At 40.4% G+C, this 18377-nt stretch carries 13 protein-coding genes; 5 read left to right on the forward strand and 8 right to left on the reverse strand.

Annotated elements, in window-relative coordinates:
* Positions 1–48: 48 nt before the first annotated feature.
* The 4 genes from BOD01S_RS20215 to BOD01S_RS20230 form a co-directional block, all read right to left on the reverse strand.
* The gene (locus BOD01S_RS20215; protein ID WP_052124715.1) at positions 49–4314 is read right to left on the reverse strand and encodes an S-layer homology domain-containing protein; all 4266 of its coding nucleotides are present in this window, start codon (positions 4312–4314) and stop codon (positions 49–51) included.
* A 386-nt stretch (positions 4315–4700) separates the two neighbouring features.
* Positions 4701–5873 (reverse strand): multidrug efflux MFS transporter NorA, encoded by a 1173-nt coding sequence (norA, locus tag BOD01S_RS20220; RefSeq protein WP_036151590.1) that lies wholly within the window; start codon positions 5871–5873, stop codon positions 4701–4703.
* 84 nt (positions 5874–5957) lie between these two features.
* Positions 5958–6785 (reverse strand): MerR family transcriptional regulator, encoded by an 828-nt coding sequence (locus BOD01S_RS20225; protein WP_036151587.1) that lies wholly within the window; start codon positions 6783–6785, stop codon positions 5958–5960.
* 175 nt (positions 6786–6960) lie between these two features.
* Entirely contained in the window at positions 6961–8472 is a 1512-nt protein-coding gene (locus BOD01S_RS20230) for a class I adenylate-forming enzyme family protein (protein WP_036151584.1), read from the reverse strand.
* A gap of 553 nt (positions 8473–9025) precedes the next feature.
* Here BOD01S_RS20230 and BOD01S_RS20235 point away from each other — a divergent pair.
* Complete coding sequence (locus tag BOD01S_RS20235; RefSeq protein WP_052124714.1) at positions 9026–10195, forward strand: Ig-like domain-containing protein; 1170 nt, start codon at positions 9026–9028, stop codon at positions 10193–10195.
* Between the two features lie 198 nt (positions 10196–10393).
* On the opposite strand, the gene BOD01S_RS20240 is transcribed toward BOD01S_RS20235, so the two are convergent.
* Positions 10394–10618: a DUF2187 family protein gene (locus BOD01S_RS20240; RefSeq protein WP_036151581.1), complete on the reverse strand. Its 225-nt coding sequence runs from the start codon at positions 10616–10618 to the stop codon at positions 10394–10396.
* Between the two features lie 411 nt (positions 10619–11029).
* Between BOD01S_RS20240 and BOD01S_RS20245 the strand changes: the two genes are divergently transcribed.
* On the forward strand, positions 11030–12214 hold the full coding sequence (locus BOD01S_RS20245; RefSeq protein ID WP_036151579.1) for a CaiB/BaiF CoA transferase family protein: 1185 nt from the start codon (positions 11030–11032) through the stop codon (positions 12212–12214).
* Positions 12215–12477: 263 nt separating this feature from the next.
* A complete protein-coding gene (locus tag BOD01S_RS20250) occupies positions 12478–13053 on the forward strand; it encodes a hypothetical protein (protein WP_036151577.1) in 576 nt (191 codons plus the stop codon).
* Between the two features lie 304 nt (positions 13054–13357).
* Here BOD01S_RS20250 and BOD01S_RS20255 read toward each other — a convergent pair whose 3' ends face one another.
* Positions 13358–14704: an acetamidase/formamidase family protein gene (locus tag BOD01S_RS20255; protein ID WP_233153182.1), complete on the reverse strand. Its 1347-nt coding sequence runs from the start codon at positions 14702–14704 to the stop codon at positions 13358–13360.
* A gap of 777 nt (positions 14705–15481) precedes the next feature.
* Here BOD01S_RS20255 and BOD01S_RS20260 point away from each other — a divergent pair.
* Both BOD01S_RS20260 and BOD01S_RS20265 read left to right on the forward strand, forming a co-directional pair.
* The gene (locus BOD01S_RS20260) at positions 15482–16096 is read left to right on the forward strand and encodes a hypothetical protein (RefSeq protein WP_036151572.1); all 615 of its coding nucleotides are present in this window, start codon (positions 15482–15484) and stop codon (positions 16094–16096) included.
* A 24-nt stretch (positions 16097–16120) separates the two neighbouring features.
* On the forward strand, positions 16121–17335 hold the full coding sequence (locus BOD01S_RS20265) for a hypothetical protein (RefSeq protein WP_036151569.1): 1215 nt from the start codon (positions 16121–16123) through the stop codon (positions 17333–17335).
* 78 nt (positions 17336–17413) lie between these two features.
* On the opposite strand, the gene BOD01S_RS20270 is transcribed toward BOD01S_RS20265, so the two are convergent.
* Both BOD01S_RS20270 and BOD01S_RS20275 read right to left on the reverse strand, forming a co-directional pair.
* Entirely contained in the window at positions 17414–17755 is a 342-nt protein-coding gene (locus BOD01S_RS20270; RefSeq protein WP_036151567.1) for a rhodanese-like domain-containing protein, read from the reverse strand.
* 47 nt (positions 17756–17802) lie between these two features.
* A complete protein-coding gene (locus BOD01S_RS20275) occupies positions 17803–18066 on the reverse strand; it encodes a metal-sensitive transcriptional regulator (protein ID WP_407656008.1) in 264 nt (87 codons plus the stop codon).
* Positions 18067–18377 lie beyond the last annotated feature (311 nt).

Here is an 18377-nt window from a genome sequence, read left to right on the forward strand (position 1 = left end):
ATAATCAAACCTTTAATGTTTTTAATGTTGTAATTTATATTAACAAGTTTACTTATTTGCAGATGCTGGGGGAGGATCAATTTTCTTCTCTTGGATAGTCGAAATATTATTATACTCATCAATGACTATAAGATAAAGAGTATACCCCTCAACAAAAACGGCATTTGGATTTCCTGAAGTAACTACCGCATCTAACAACTGTCGGGTACCAGGCGTTTCTACTGTAGCTGAGCCGTAAGCAGAAGAATCTGCACTATTTGAATAGCTGATAATATCTTGTAATGTTTTTGGCTTCTCAGCTCTACTTGGCAATACTACATAATAGAATTTAGCCTTGCTTCCCATATTTGAGATTGTCGTAACGATATATGCACTGCGGCTAGTTTTTACTCCGCCTGTGCTAGTCATATTAGATGGATCAAGCTCTGTACCATCAATGACAGCAGAAATGTTTCTATATCTATAGATAGCTTGGTTATATTTATTATCTACAGTATACACACTATTCCCCTGTTCATCCTTTACTTTTTCATTGACGGTAATTTTCAGATCCTCATTTTGTACTAAACCTGTTGCCCCTTCTCCCACCTTTAAAATTAACTCATTTTTTATGTCCTTTGATTTCTCATCTTTTGCATATGCTACATTTGCTACAGTATACGTTTTTGTACCTGTGGAGGACATAATTTCAAAACCGTCAGCAGGGAAATCTTTAATATTCTCGCTGAACGATAATTTTATATATAAATCATCATTTGATAGACTGACAGAATAGTCTCGTAATGCCTTTATCCCTTCGCTATTCATTTCCTTCAGAATTGGCTTAACCTTGTCCGTATATTTAAACGATACTTCATCATTTACGAACTGAAGTTTATTAAAGTCATACACGCCGTCTACTTTTATCGTTAAATTGTAATCGTGCTTAATTAAGTATTCAATAAATGCCGGGGAAACCTTGGATTGCAGTTTCAGTACCGCTGTACTACTATCTTCTCCCATTGTAACAGAACTTACATTTAAAAATTCTCCTGCTAAACCTTCCAACCGATAATTTTCACGTTTGGCCATTGAGGTAGGGTCCATTGGTTCAGAGAATTTGATATGGAACTCAAAAGTTTGGACAGTATTCGGTACGTAATTATCCGGATAAAAGAATAATTCATAAGAACTGCTCTTGTCATTAGGATTAACAAAGTATGATTTATTTTTTAAAATTTGAGGCTTTTCCTCATCCCGGATATAATCTGCTTGTTTCAGCAAGGAATAGTTCCCATTTCTATCTTGTAATACCATGTAAATTTTGTAGCCAGTCTTATTTTTATCAAGGTCATTTTTCGGGTGCAGTAATTGGAAACTGTTTGTCAGTTCATTTGCTGTTCCTTTCCCGAAAAGAACCGTTTGATTATCTAAAACTATAGGTGTATTAGGCATTTTTGTATTGATATCTACCTTTTTATCATCACCTATTCCTGTTGGCATTTGATAATCCTTAGGGAATACTACTTCGGAAATTGTCGGCTCTTTAAATGTGTTAGAAGGTGGAGCACTTTCACTCGGTGCAACCGGAACAATCATATAGTAATATGTTCCTGTAAGTTTTGTAGTGAACTCCGTTTTTACTAAAGTATTACCATCAGTATTCGTCCCCATATCTTTAGCTTCCAAACTCTCGATTACAGGCTTTGTATTACTTTGATGCCTGTACGTTGCAACCGATGTACTGGCTCCCTTCAAAATTGCGTTTCCGGCAATATCAGTTACATTTTGTACTGTAACAATCAAGGTATCATTATTTACAAAGGCTGCCATTGAAGGAATCGTTAATGTAACAACCCTTCCGTTACTTTCCAATTTTGCAGTATAAGGATTTCCTGTTAAGTTACCTGTTCCGCTCAATATATAATTCTTTACATTCTCCGCTGTTTCTTTATCCATCGGTTCACTGAATGTCAATTGAATAACAGTTGGCTCATCTTGTGTACTTCCAACGATTTTGATATCTGGACTCACAGTCGGCAGGATGTCATCCAGCTCGCGTGTAGTAAAAATATCGCTTACTACATTTGTCGTTAAATTACCGGAATCATCTTCCATTACCATATAGATAACATACTCTGTTAGATGTGTTAATCCACTTATGCGTATGGAATTGCTGCCGGCATTTGCCTTCCCTGTTCCAGATAGGGCCCCTGAGGATTCCATAACTTCCTTCACTGTAGGTGGAGTTGTATCGGCTACTTTAGGTACTACGCGATAGTAATAGCGACCGCTCTCTGAAGCATTAAATGTGACATCCGCCCGTTTCCCTCCCGGTAGTGGAAGGGCATCCAGATTCGTAATAACTGGCGGCGTCCCATCCATTGTCGTAAAGTCCTTCGAAACCTTATCCGAATAGTTGCCTGCCTCATCACTTACTACGACATATAACGTATAATCAGTCATTTCAACGAGACCGGCAATATCAAATGTAGCCTTCAGGTCGGCGCCGATCATTCCCTGGCCGGATGTTTTAAGGGTTGTTGTCTTGGCATCATCCAGAATTTCACGGATGGAAGGCGGCTTTTCGTCTTTTCTTTTAACCGTGAAATAGTATCTTCCTTTTTCTGTAGAAGTGATTTGGGCCTTTGCGTTTGTGCCATCGACATCAACTCGCACGATCTGTGCAGCCGGCTCCTCCCAGTCAGGGATGATTGTATCCTCAATTGGGTCACGGTCGACATCGTTGCCGTTTGGATCTTCAATATCACCGATCTTATCGTTATCTTTAATAAAATCATTGAAGATGTCATTAGGCATTTTATTTGGCGGAATAATCACTTTATCAACATAGAAATTATCACCGAGGTCGATTTTGCCCCCTGTATTATCCACGACCAGCAGATTCGCATGGCCTGAGCTGTTCAGGTAAACATTTTTATAGCTGTTTTTATAGATTTTATTTATATTGCCTACACCGTACATCGTTGTCGCCACATCTGTCTCAATATAAAGTGTGTCGATATTGGCATACACTTCAAATTGGCGGACCCAGCCTCTTACAGTAAGCTGCGGGATTGTCTTTGCTGCTTCTATATGTGTACGGTTTGCTTCAATAATAAGACGGCTAACGGAGCAATTCGTGAAGTCTACAAATTTCTCGGTAACCGGCATTTTTTCTACTACATTGCCGCCTGGAAGAATTGGCGGTTTAGTTTCCAAGTCATGACCACCATCATTGTAGCTTGGGTCATCATCCTCTTCTGTTGTATCCGTCGGTTTTGACCAATCAATAAAGCCGAAGCCGGAGAGACTGGCAACCCGCAGATTTGACAGCGGGCCCGCTAAATTGCTCAATGTCCGGCGCGGTGCTTCAGTTATTTTTACCTGCCCAGTTATCGTCCAGTTTTTTAAGCGGATATAATTCCCCTGAATGGTCAATTCCCCTGTAAATGTAGAATAATTGCCGTCCAAAACAAGGATACGGTTTTTGTTTCCCTCAGCATTTAGTGTCAAAGAAGAAATGGATTTCAACGTTTCTCCAATGATCTGCCCTTCTATATGAGCACCTTTCAATGCAGGTGCATTTGTTTCATTGATAAGGTCACGCAGGGAAGCATCCACCCGATAGGCAATCCCATTAATATAAACGGAAGAACCCGAGATACTGCTAATCTCTTTTACTGGCTTCACAGCATCGGCTGTTGTATTTTCAGCCCGGTAGATGAATGTAGCCAGTTGGCCGCGTGTGACAGAGCCGTAAGGGGAATACGTTATTTGTGTTGTTCCTTTTGTAATGCCCAGATCATAAAGTGTTTGTATGTAAAAACGGTTCGGATTTGACTCGGCAACATCACGGAAATCATGCGTAAGCTTTGTTGACTGCTGAAATTTATAGCCGAGCGTTAAAATCTTTGCCATTTGATTACGTGTAATGGGCTCGTTCGGCCGGAATGTCTGGTCACTGTAGCCAGTAATAATACCGGCCCCCGCGAGCGCTGCAATGTATTGATAAAAGCCGTTACTCGTTGGGACATCACTGAATCTCGGGTTTTTTGGATTTGTCATATTTAGATTCAGTGCCTGTGCCAGCATTTTGGCTGCCTGACCACGTGTGACAGCCTGATTCGGACGAAATGTGCCGTCTTTATAGCCGCTTATATAACCCCGGTTATATAGTTCAAGTATTGGTTTATAGTTATCTGCTTCAGGATTAAGATCTGTAAAACCGCTTGCTTTCGTCGGGACAGCCGGCGCTGAGATCGTGATACCGCTTGCTGCAAGGACAGTCGCAACAGCCGCTTTATTTATTTTTTGTAAATTCCTTTTCTCCATAGGGGTAACGCTCCTTTCAAGTACGAGAAATCATCTATTATCAACCATTATCATTTATTGTCTATAGTACCTATATCGGTTGGAGCCTTCTAAAAATTGATAAAGAATTGGAAGAAAAGGATGACAGAGTAAAAGCGCCATGTGAGAGAAGGTTCAGGAACACAGCCTTCAATATCAAAATACGGGACTTGAGGAAGGGATAGCTGTCGGGTACGCTGCTTTTTGGGAAACGGGAGTGCCTCCTACTTCTACTAGCGGAGGTTTGAAAAATTATTTATATATAAAAAGCGTCCTTTTTTTCTTATTAACTTTCCGGTGAATATATAAAAGGCTGCCAAAGAGTCATTATTCACCTGACACTTGGACAGCCCTTATATTTTATTCCATCATACAGTTTTCTCTTTTGGATTTTTCCAAAACATCGCCATTACCAGGCCAAGAATAATCACAACTGTACCGAAATAGAACGGATAGTTAATATCGATATCGAACATAATACCGCCAATAATCGGACCAAATACATTTGCAAGCGACGTAAAGAATGAGTTCATCCCTCCGACAAACCCTTGCTCACTTCCTGCAATGCGTGATAAATACGTTGTCACAGCTGGGCGAATTAAATCAAATCCGATAAATACTGTAAACGTCACGGCCATAATCATCCAATACGAATTGACAAATGTTAATGCCAGCACCAATATCGCCGAAAGGCCTAAACTAAGACGGATTAAATTAATTTCCCCAAGTGCCTTCATCAGCGGATCAAAGAGTGCCACTTGGAAAATGGCTCCTAAAATCGCACCACCCGTAATTGCGATTGCAATATCGGTTGGCTTAAACGCAAACTTATGGTCGGCAAATAGTGAAAAGAACGACTCAAATGCCGCCAGGCCAAACGATGCAACGAAAATAACGATAAAAGCGATTAAAAACTTCGGCATAAGAATTTTACCCAGGCTGCTCTTACCTGTCATTTCCGACTCTGTAAGCAGCTCCTCCTGACGCTGCGGCTCACTCAGCAGCAACATCGATAAGATAGCCGCCAAGACCCCGAGTACCCCAGCTGTATAAAATGGCACACGCGTCCCGATATCTGCCAGAAAGCCACCGATCCCCGGACCGATAATAAACCCTGTGCTAATCGCAGCCGACATATAGCCGAGCGCTTTTGGGCGTGTTTCAAGCGTCGTAATATCTGCAATGAACGCCGTCGCGGCTGGCATGATAAATGCCGCACTGACGCCTCCTAAAATACGTGAAATAAACAACACTTCAATCGTTTTCCCCATCCCAAATAAAAATTCAGAAAAGCCGAAAACGAACAAGCCTAATACAATCATAACTTTACGACCAAAACGGTCGACCGCTTTTCCTGAAAACGGCGAAACAATTAATTGTGTTAACGCAAACGCCGCCGTTAAATAGCCGACAACTTTCCCGCTAATATGGAGCTCATTCATAAGCGTAGGCAGTACTGGAATTACGAGGCCGATTCCTAAAAACGCAATAAATAAGTTCATCAATAGCAGGCTGAGCGTTAATTTTTCCTTTTTCTCCATGTTGAAAACCTCTACTTCTCTTTCAGTCTATTCCATAGCATAAACCCTACAGTAACTGTAAGGTCAACTAGCTTGCTCTTCGCTTTAAAGGATTTTTACTTTTAATTCAACAACATAGCTTGACAGCTCCTCTGCTGAATAATTGTTTGGCATAAATACCTCATATACTACGGATTGAGGATACTTCACATAAGCTTCCAACTGCTTATACGCCTGAAAATAAGCCAATTCATTAAATTCAAAAGCAATACAAGCATATCTCCCGGCGGGCATCCTCAATACTTCGACATCTTTATTCAACATCTCTAAATAGCGCTCCGTTAATAGCGGCGTAAAAAAGTAGTCGTAATAGATTTCCTCAATCCTCGCATAGGGCTTTAGCGGATAAATACCGCCATACCTGCTGTTCATCACACTGCCTCCACGCTCTACCGTTTTAATGAGTGAACTAAAATATTTGTCAGGCACATCTAAAATGTTGACGCCCTTAGTTTTGATTGCAAGCAAGCGCTGACTTGCCACTTCCATTTCATACACTTTATTATAGGCTGGAATAGTAATTTGCTCCTCAAGCAGCTTTTTCGTTTTTAAAAGTGTTTGCTGCACCTCAAGCATTCGCTTTACCTTTTTCTCGACAATCTGCTCCTGCTCTGTTAAGAATCCGTAGAGTTGTTCAGGTGTCAATGATTGTGCCTTCTTAATATGTTCAAGCGACGTACCGATGTATTTAAGCGATTTAATTAAATCGAGTTTATAAATTTGTGACTCGCTATAATAACGGTAATTTGTTACCGAATCAACGTATAGCGGTTTGAATAAACCAATTTGGTCGTAATAATGTAATGTACGAATCGGCAAATTTGTAATTTTTGACATTTCGCCAATTGTTAAGTAACGCACTTGTTCCTCCATAATCGCACCTCAACATTTTTTGCTTATTATAACAAAAAAGGCATCCAAGGTTGTTTTTGGATACCTTCTTTAATCGAAATTAAAGGGGAATAATAATTACCTCTAACTATTTATCAAGTGGCAGTGTGTTCTCTGAAAGATTTTTAAACTTCCGGGTACTCACCGCCTACGATTTTTATAAATATAGCTGTACACTTCTCAACTCGCCTTTCAACACTTTGCCAACAGTATTTTTCGGCAGCCTTTCCATAAAAATAATTTCCTTTACAACCTTATAGGCAGCTAATTCCTGTCTGCAAAAGTCCATCAGCTCCTCAGCAGTGGCAGCCGCCTGTTTTTTGAGCTCAATATAAGCCTGTGGAACTTCCCCAAAATAAGCATCCGGCACACCAATGACAGCAGCCTGTTCAACGGCCGGATGCCTCATAAGCACAGCTTCGATTTCTGCGCTATAGATTTTTTCTCCATTGCTGATAATAATATCTTTCAGCCGGCCTACCAAATACAAAAAGCCTTCCTCATCGACATGCCCGATATCCCCTGTATAATACCAACCGTCCTTTAAGACTTTGTTTGTTTCTTCTTCATTTTCGTAATAGCCGAGAAATGTCTGCGGTCCCCGGCATATCACTTCCCCGTTTTCATATGGAGGCAGCACCTTGCCTGTTTCCAGCGAGATGATCTTCATTTCACTGTACATGACATGTTTACCCTTCGAACCATATTTCCCGGCATCAAACTCGCTGCGCCAAATTGTCAGGCTTCCTGTATACTCAGTCAATCCATATACTTGCTGGACAGGAATGCCAAACTGCTTGAATACAAGAATGATTTGCTGCGGGACACTCGCTGCTCCGCAAGTAATCGCCCGAAGTGTGGATAAATTCGGCTTCATAATATCAAAGGTCTTGATAAGGGAAGCAAGCATTTCCGGTACTGACATCATATTACTAATACGCTCTTTCTCGATAATACGCCATGCAGCAATCGGCTCAAACTCTTCCATCAGAATGGCTGTTGCTCCAGTATGAATCGTCGTAATAAGCGGAACAAGTCCTGCAATATGAAACATGGGGACGACAAGCAGGAATCGATCTGTCTCCCATAAGGTAATGGTAGAAGAAAGCCCTACAGCCGAAGCAAGCAAATTATGATGCGACAGCATGGCACCCTTTGGCTTGCCGGTCGTACCTGATGTATACATTATTAAAATCGGCTCATCATCAAATGTGGCATATGTGGGCTCATGCAGAGGATAAAATTGTACGATATGAGAAATAAGATATTCCCCAGTATTGCCTTTATTAGATAAATAATAAGGAATAGCAGTTTCAGCTTTAGTCTGCTCAATCACACTTTTAAGTCCTGCATCATATACTACCGCTTTTACCCTGCTATGATTAAAAATATCTGTCATTTCCTGTGCCCGGAGCCTGCAGTTCACAACGACAGAGATGACACCGATTTTCGCCGCCCCAAAAAAGGAAGCAATAAAGTCTTCATTATTTTTACATACGATCGCTATTTTTTCCCCCGGTTTAAAGCCTTTCGCCAAAAGGAAATGTGCGAGTGCATTGGCACGGCTATTTATCTCTGCAAAAGTAAAGCGCACATCATTTGAAACGAACCCCTCTTTTTCCCCTAATAAGTTTGCCCGATCAGTTAACATTTTCCCAATGTTAAACATAGTTCTTCCACCCCATCCCCTATTTCTATGAGCATGTCCCCTCACTTCACTAATTTCTTATTCAGTCAATTTAAATACCATAATTTTCAACTTAACTTTAACAAACACGACATTTTATGTAAATACATGATTTTTTAACTAAAAAATACAATATTATTTTCTAAAAATAAGAGATCTGTTTTACGTGAGAGGGTCTATATGCATACAAATAAAAGGAATAGCGAGCGAAATGAAAAAATAGCAAAAAACCCATAGTATTTTTACTTCACCGCCCAGAAAATTAATAAATTGGAGCCGTTACGTTCCTTTTTGTTTACTTTATTAAAATAGTTTAAATATAAAAAAGTTTTTAGGAAAGTTACATTTTCCCCTCTTACATACTCGTACCAAAGAACTCTTCACCCCCCTCTTCCTTTAGATCCAATATTTCAATTTATTTTAGATAAAAAGTATGTGATGAGGATAAATTTAGAGTCTTTCGAACTATTTAAAGAGCATGAAAAAAGTACGAAAAATACTATGAAAAAGTACACAGGAAAGAGGACTCCGGAAAATGAAGAAACCTACAGCAGTGATGACCATCGTCGCTTCTCTATTGTTTATCGCTCTATTCACTGAAGTGGCTGCGGCTAAAACGTGGCCAAGCTTTTCTAATGTCGAACTTAATAAAGAATGGAAAGTGACATTTAACCGGGATATCGATCCCCGTTCTATTGACCGGAATGTCTATATGTCAAAAGGCTCCACTAAAGTTGCTATCGCTACCTCTGTGTCCGGTAATATTTTGACGGTGAAGCCTACAGAGCAGCTCTCGTACTCCTCTGACTATCAATTAGTTGTGTCGCCGAACATTACGGACTTAAACGGGAAGGTCATGAATGAAGCTGTAACCGTCTTATTCACAACTGTAAACGTCCCTTCCCAACCGGCTTATAAAACTTTTGAATCAGAATATGACATGACATGGAATATGATGAGTGAGGATTATAAGGAATTCTATTTAATTGGACGGACAGCTAGTGAAGAAACAGGAGGATATGAAACAAGGAGCGGGCAATCAGCCTTTGGTATTACCGTAGGAGCTAACCGGACAGATGTAGAGAAAAAATACGGTGAACCTATCCATTATATCTCAAAGGATAGAGTAAATTACACGCAAAATTACAAAGATAGCAATGGCAACAAAACAAGCGGCACATACGTCATCGGTGACTACTATGTAACATTTTTCTATGATATACATAAAAGTAATATCGTCCGCTCTATCACTTGGGTGAAAAAGACAACTGAAGCAACAAAGCCTGGGTTTTTCCGGACAGCTACTACCAATGCCTACCGTGACTCTCTAGAAGAGATGATGGTGCATTTGATCAATCAGACACGTGTAGCAGAGGGGCTGCACCCGTTAATCTATACACCCCAGCATAATGACATTGGTCGTAAGCATAGTGCAGATATGGCCATGAACAATTATTTCAGCCACACGGACCCCGATGGGAATACTGCACTTAGACGTATGCAGGCGGGCGGATTAATGTTTAGCTGGTATGGGGAAAACTTAGCATACGGACAGTATAGTGCGATTTATGCACATGAGGCATTGATGAACTCCAAAGGGCATCGGGATAATATACTAAGGGAAAATTTCACGCACGTTTTAGTAGGGGTGGCATTTAATAGTAAAGGGGCCCCTTACTTTACTATCAATTTTTACAGGCAGTAACAATTAAGCCTGGCGGAAGCAGCATTTCTTCTGCCGGGTTTTTTGTTTTTCACATCTCTATTTAAAAGAGAATAATGGGAAACTTCAATGCAGCAGAACTAAAAAAAGAGCCATACGAAAAATATCCGTGTAGCGTGCATAGTAGGAGTGTCTAAAAAAAGGATGCGTGCATGCCAAGCAGCACCATCCTTTTTATGATTAAGCAAGTTCCTTATTCTCGCTTGCCTGATAAATGATTTGATAGTTTTTATCATTCACAACTGTTAAGTCATTCGGTAAATCTTCTAATACTTTATTATATGATTCGAGAGTTAACTTGACGACAACAGAATTTTCATAACGTTTTATAACCGTTCCTTCCAATGTTTCATTGAAGCGGTTAAATAAAATTTGATCATGGACTCTTGCTTTTTGCACATTCATCGTTCTTCCCCCTACCCTCTTTTTTTTACACTTCCCCTTCATATTAGTTTATAAACAAAGTAGTAGTTTTATTACTATTTTTTCTTTTATTTTTTTATAGCACTCCTGAATCGGGATAGAAATCCGTATTCTCTGTTTCGTAAAGAATGGATATTCTTGCAGAAGAGCTTCCTAAAGCAGTATCCTTCTCCCGCTATTTTGTGATCACAGGGTAATGGCTATAAATGCGTGCTTACGTGGGGACACAACTATAGTCTTCATTCTTGCTTATTTAATTTTCAGAAAATTTACCCTATAATACTAGTTAGAGATATGATTTTACAAAAATAACTGTTATAATACTGTTAAAACAAATATTATCTGTATTATTACAGAATTCTTGTTATGGACCAAATTAAAGGGGATGGGAAAATGACAATTTTAAACGGGTTGAAAATTCTCGACTTTTCTTCATTGCTGCCTGGCCCGTTAGCAACGATGCTATTTGCTGACCTTGGGGCGGATGTCATCCATATTGAATCATCTAGAAGAGTGGATTTAATGCGGATTATGCCTCCGTATGACGAAGATCAAGAATCATACATTCATCAGCATTTGAACCGATCAAAAAAATCACTGACATTGAACCTGAAAACAGAGCAGGCAGTGGAAATTGTGAAAGCACTTATTAAAGAATATGACATTATTATCGAAGGGTTCCGGCCAGGTGTAATGGACCGCCTGGGGCTCGGCTATGAGGAATTGAAAGAAGTGAATCCGAAACTCATCTATTGTTCTATTACAGGCTATGGACAGAACGGGCCTTTTGCCAATAGACCGGGCCATGATAACAATTACTTGTCAGTCGCGGGTGTCCTCGACCACTCCCGGCTGAAAGGAAAAAAACCAGCTGCAATGGGTATCCAAATTGCCGATGTTGCCGGGGGGACATTGCACGCAGCAGTAGGGGTGCTCGCTGCGGCATTACACCGCGAAAAAACAGGGAAGGGAAAATACATCGATGTGTCGATGACGGATGCTGTTTTTACAATGAATGCCTTATACGGCTCTCAGTTCTTCGGCAGCGGCAGATGTCCAAAACCGGAGGAGGAAATTTTAAACGGCGGTACATTTTATGATTACTATCAGACAAAGGATGAGCGTTATTTCTCCGTCGGCAGCTTAGAGCCGCCATTCCGGAAGCTCCTATGTGAAGCATTGGATATTCCCGAACTTATCGACAGTACTTTCAATGATTCCTACTACACACAAATGCGATTTAAAGAGGCTGTATGTGACGCTTTTAAATCCAAGACTTATGCAGAATGGCTCGAAGTTTTTAATGAAGACTTCCATGGCTGTGTGGAGCCTGTCCTGACATTTGAAGAAGCATGTGAACATCCGCAGCTTATTGCTCGTAATATGGTTGTAGAAGTACCAAAGAAGGACGGGACAACACAGCGCCAGATTGGTACGGCTCTTAAATTTGACGGAGTAGAGCCTATTTATAAATTTGCCGGCGTTAAAATGGGCGAGCATACAAATGAAATCCTAAAGGAACTCGGCTATTCAGAAGCATTAATCACCGAGCTTAGAGAAAATGATATTCTCACTTAATCATAAGCATTCATACTATAAAAAAGTTAGCACGCCGGCCTGCAATCTACTGCAGGCTGGCTTTTTTATTTTTTATAGGGGCTATAAAACCACAGTTGTCTATGTCTCCTGATTTACATAAAATTATTAATGGAATACATACCCATTTATTGAATCCTTTTTCATTTTTATACGTAATAAATTAAGAGTAACTTAAGAATTTCATTCCTTTTTTCAAAAGGTTTGATTGCTAATATGGAAGGGATACTGTAAGAGGTGATTGTATGAATAAAACGATTTATATCGTCTTAACGGAAACGGGCTCTATATTATCGCGAGCCATCCAACTATACACAAGAGAAATTTTCAATCATATATCTATTGCATTTGATGCAGAATTACAAGAGATGTACAGCTTTGGCCGCAGACACGAAAATAATCCTCTTATTGGAGGTTTTGTTCAGGAAGATGTAAGTTCAAAATTATTGAGAAGAGCTAATTGTGCCATTTATGAATATAAAGTTTCCGACGAGCAATACGAAAAATTGCGCATGGAAATTTCCCACTTCAAACAATATCAGGAGCAATATAAATACAATTTTGTCGGCCTGCTCTGTGTTGCCTGCCGAATTCGGCTTAAACGTGAGTATGCATTCTTCTGTTCGCAATTTATTGCTACACTGTTCTTACGCGCAGGCATTACTTATAATATTTGCCCTTATTTTACAAAGCCGACCGATTTCAAAAACATTCAGGGCCTTCAGCTTCTCTATAGAGGAAATTTAAAAAAATATATGCAGATTCCCCGTACTAAGCCAATGCCAAATATACCTGTATCCTCTATTATTAAAATTGCCTAAAGCGGCCTGCTTTTCATTCTAGAAGCCGAGGCTTTTTATTCCGTTTTGAGCCTTCTAAAAGAGGCTGATGTAATACCGCAGTCGATTGGACTTTCATGTTCCGTAAATCTGCCCTAATAAAGAGAGCAAAATGATCAAGGGCGACAGCATCTACACAAGAATGACAAGAAGCAATACTGTGAATGGGTTAAATAGCAGGCAGGTATCACCTTTATCAATCTCATCTAATAACCCATAGAAAACCAGCGTGCATACCATCATAGAAAGAGCGCCCAATATAAATTTCCAGACGCTCTTTGTCTAATTAATCGTACTGGCGTTTCACATATTTAAAGATGCGTGCATTCTTCAGTACAGTTTTCGGGAACTGGGCCGTAATGAGGACAAGACCCGGGAAACGGCCGATTTCAACACCGCCTGTCAAAGTGACACGGTTCTTTACTTCTTCTATTGGCGCCTCTACAAGCTTCGCCATACGGAGAAGGGCATTGTCTGTCGCAGCGTTAATCGTGATACCTGTACCAACAACTGCAATTGGAAAAGCCTCCTCCAGCTGCTTCATTCCAAACTCTTCCGCAATGTCACGTGCCTGTTTCCGCTCTTCTTTTGTAAAAGGCTTTGCCAGATACGGCAGATCTTCTTCATTTGGAAGCAGAACAGGCCCTTCTACTTTTACCTTTTTCAGCAAGCTGACCTTTACCTGCACGATACCTGAAACATTTGATGCATGGCCTGCTGGTTGTCCTGCTCCCTGCATCGCATGAATATCTCCCAGGTATAGCCCTCCCCCTTTAACGAGGACCGGGCAAATGAGGATAGCACCCTCACGCACTTGTGGAAGATGTAAATGCCCATCTGTGCGGTGGATTTCTAGCTCTTGCTCGGTTATTTGCAGCTCATGATCAGCATCCACAAGTAATAGACCACTATCCCCTGCATTATGGGATGCGGGGATGGCCTTGGAAGGTATCGTCCCAATCTCGGCAATGAACGGACGGACGCGGGTAGTCACTCCAGCTAAATCGCTCGGTGCCATACTTACGACAGGATTTTGCACCGACTTTTCCGGCAGCCGTAAGTATCTTTGAGGATCGATCCCGATTTTTCGTGCCCCTTCTTTTCCTACTGTCACACCGACTTTTCCTTTCGGATGAAAAGCCATCGTATAACCATGGGCAAATTTTATCGGTGCTGTATCGTTATTACATGTAGTACAGCGAATTGCTTCCGGTCCGATGCCATTTACGATCGTCTGCGGGTGGAGCTTCCCACACCCCGGACATTTTACTTTTAAAAAAGGATCACTAATATAGCGGTCTCCCATATATTGCTCTACACCGGAAGCTGTTGCTAATGATGTTATACGGATTGACTCGATTTCCACTACAATAGAATCCCCAACTTCTGCCCCTTCGATATACACAGGCTTTGTCACTTCATGCCTGCCTTTTATAGTAGGTGTAAGCATCGGTCCCCAACAACCCGGGGCGGTATTAGCAATAATGGTACCACCATCTCGCAATGGCCCTAAAAATTCATTTTCTGGCCCGACGATGCCATCCGTAAATTCATTTATGAACAGCATTTCTGCCGGCTTTACTTGTTGTTCCTGCCCCGCTTCAGAAAGTAGTTCATTTTGTTCTTCATGCATGCTTCCCACCATTCCTTTCCTAATTTTTCCTGACTCAAGTATAGAAAATAGGGCAAGAGAGTACAAGAGTTGACAAAAAGTATTTCTACTTTTCTAAAATATCACTCAACTTCTTTCCTCCCTTGTTTTATCGATCTGGAACCTATTCTCCTTTCAGCATCTCTTCCTCATTTATTCATTTTTTGAGTAATTACTTCTACTCATATACCCAATAAGTTATCCAATCATCTATAGATCCTCCTGTTACATCTGTAAAATGAATGTCATAAATTTTGCATAACTAATTCACAATTCCCTTTGATATAGTAAGTTTTACATCAAAATCGACGTATTTTTATGCATTACATTTGTGTTAAGGATATGTTAAAAACCCCAAAATAATAGACTTTTGATGTATGATGAATTCAGTTCCAAAGCATTTCGCATGACGTTCACATTCCGCAAAGTAGATAGAGCTACTTTTGAACGTGTATCCGAAATTCACTCACCCACATTTGGACATTGAAAAAACACCTCTATTTTGAACATGAAAACCGCACTTCCAGCTCAAGAAGCGCGGTTTTTCATGTACATTATTTTACTAGTCATATTGATTTACCCTTTTCTGTCATATCAACTTTACATAAACGAATGCCAGCCCTGCTTTTCCTGTTCCCCTCTATTCTTTTTCACCCTGACAGGAAGGGGAAATATATTTGTAAATATATCCATTTATTTTTATAATTTTTAATAATTACTAGAGATGGAGAACTTCATATTAATGAGGAGGCTTTGGAGTTGAAAGAACTATATGGTGCATTGTATATTCAGACCGATTTTATGAAAAAGATAATGGAAGAAAAATACGATTCCTACATGCTATATACATACTTATTAAGAAACGGCTATCAGCATAACTTTCATTCGCTTTCCCTCGTGTATGATCTGTGGAATTATTTCTACTTTAAAGATGAAGAGCTTGTCCTGCATCCTGAGCATAATCTTATTTACGGTGCGCGGTCCATGGCGTTAAAGCTAATCAGTGGAGATGAAACAATGCAGCGCCTAAAGGTCACTACCCTAGAGCGCGGATCAGAATCTATGCTGGCGGCTATTTACTGCACCAACCTTTTTATTGATCAGCTGCAGAATTACTGCGAGGTGCTGCCGGAAGAGACGCAGCGGAAAATTAAAACCTATATGTCTTTTGATATCGGCAAATTATTTAGTGAGCAATTCAAACAGGTGGAGCCGTATCCTTCCCTTTTTGTAGAACTGCAAGCAAAGGTGATTAAAGAATTCTATCAGAACAAGGTGAAAAACGAAGGTGCCTTATCCGAGCAATTGATGGAGATTTCCAAGTTGATCCGTGAATTCCATCTTCGCTACGAGCAGACCTTTAGTCAGCTTTAATTATTACATCTGGAGGAACTGCATATGTTAGCACATATCATGTCTAACGAAGAATCCATTCAACATTTAGTTTATTTAACCCGTACAGGGCAATTTGAACATTGCCTGCAACAAAGCATACTAGTTTTACCTCACCTATATACAGAACAGCAGCAAGCTGCTGCACTTTGCGAGCTGATTGAAGCTGCCTTCCAGCTGTCAAAATTCCAAGAAGCTGCCTACTATCTGCCGTTGTTTGAAAACATAGCGGATACGCTAAAAGATCCTGCTTTTTTTATGCGTCTTCTTCTATATAAGGGACACTTTTATATACATATTCATGGTGATGCCACAACAGCTTTAACCTACTATGAGGAAGGGCTGTCCCTCGCTTTTGAATGTAAAGCATATAACAACTTGGCAGATTTTATTAAAAATATTATTCGTTATCGTGCAAAGGAAGAAAAGGAAGACAAGCTGCTGGCTATAGCCGAGCTTGCTTATATCTTCTCGCAGCGGACGGAAATCCAGCAGGAAGCTTCACGTATTTCAGCAGCAATGGCGCTCTTAGAATGTTATAGTCTTACAGGAAAAGTGGAGCAATTTGAACAGCTGGAAAAACAGGTTTCCGTTCTGCCCTCCTTGCCAAACTTTCCGGGTGAATTGACTCGGCTTCAAGTGTTGAGAGCAAGAGTTTTGGCAAAGCAGGGGTATTACGCACAAGCCTTTTGCTTGATGAAACGAGCTAACCTGTATTATGAAAAGCAGCAGGAGTATTATCTTCTTTTACAGCAACTTTCTATCCAAAAGCAGCTTTCTGTGAAGTTCATGCCCGAAAAGATAGCTGCCATTGATCGAAAAATAGAGAAAATAGGAAAACTGGCCAAGCAGATTTCTCTTCATTTTGATCATAGCGTAAAAAAAGAGAAGGTATATAGCGAGGAAAACGCGGTTTGCCATTTCCACCAATCTATCGAAGAACAACTGGCAGATAAAGAGGACTTCCTTTATTTACTGACATTTACAGAGGATGCTGCCTGCTATCAGGCACTTATCGATTATCCCTCCTCTAAACTGGCGCTTTCAGGAAACCGTGTTCTTTATGTGTTGAAAGATAGCAGTATACCGGCTGACTTCCCCGCATACAAGCTTCCCCGTATCTTCCTGACGGTTATTCACCTTTCTGAAGCATTTTCAGCGATGGAGCTCTTTCATAAAGCGCATGCAAAGATGTATTACATACTGCATAATAAAAAATAAAACCGGACCTGCTCGTCCGGTTTATCAAGAAGGCAAAGGTGGCTGTCACCTTTGGCCTTTTGCTTTGTTATTACTTCTCTAATAAGAGCCAATGCCTCCCCGGACATTCGTTACTCTCTCGTAGCCCATCTTTTTTAGTTGCTTACATGCCTGGGCAGAACGCATCCCGCTTCTGCAAATGACAACGATCTCCTTGTCTTTTGGCAGGCTTGAAAAATCAGACCCGAGCGGCACATTACGAAATTGTTTAATATTTCTTGTTTGAAATTCTGCTGGTGTCCGCACATCGATAAACAGCTTACTCGGATCGCGCAGCTCCTGTTTCAACTGGTGGGCTGAAATGCTGCGAATGCCCTTTGCCGTCCTCATGCGCCAGAGTACAAATACAGCAACGACTGCTACTATAATTAGTGTTTCCATACTTCCCCTTATCCACTTTTTTATTGATTCCTAAAAAAGATCTATATTTAACGGCTTTTTACTACTAGATTGATTGCTTCCTGGATTGTATCAGTCATTTCATCTTCTGTATCTGCTTCTTTGATGCATTCAAGAAGGTTATTGCTGACAATAACACCGATCGTACGGTCTACGCCTGACCGGACGGCGCTTAACTGTGTGATTACTTCTTTGCAATCCTTCTCTTCTTCCATCATGCGTAAAATACCGCGAAGCTGTCCTTCAATACGCTTGATACGGTTGGCTGTTTTTACATCATATTTCAGTTTCATACGCCCCCTTTTCTTCCTCATATTATATACCCTAGGCGGTACCCTATCAACTAGTTTGGATTTACTATATTTGAGTTCTTAAAACGAAAAATGAGACGGTCATCGCCTCCCATCCATAAATACCGATTTGCCGATTTTACAGCGCTTTAAGGTAGATTAAAAACTTGCTGGGTACGTCCAAATATGAAAGACCTAAATAAACACGCAAATACTTTAGATAATTATTTTTCAAATTCGGAAATACTAAGGAAAAAGGCGCCTTTTAGCAGGCGCCTTAGAGTGAGGACAAGGTCGTAAAATGACTTTCTCTT

It is taken from the genome of Lysinibacillus odysseyi 34hs-1 = NBRC 100172 (assembly GCF_001591965.1).
GTDB classification, from domain to species: Bacteria; Bacillota; Bacilli; order Bacillales_A; family Planococcaceae; genus Lysinibacillus_B; species Lysinibacillus_B odysseyi.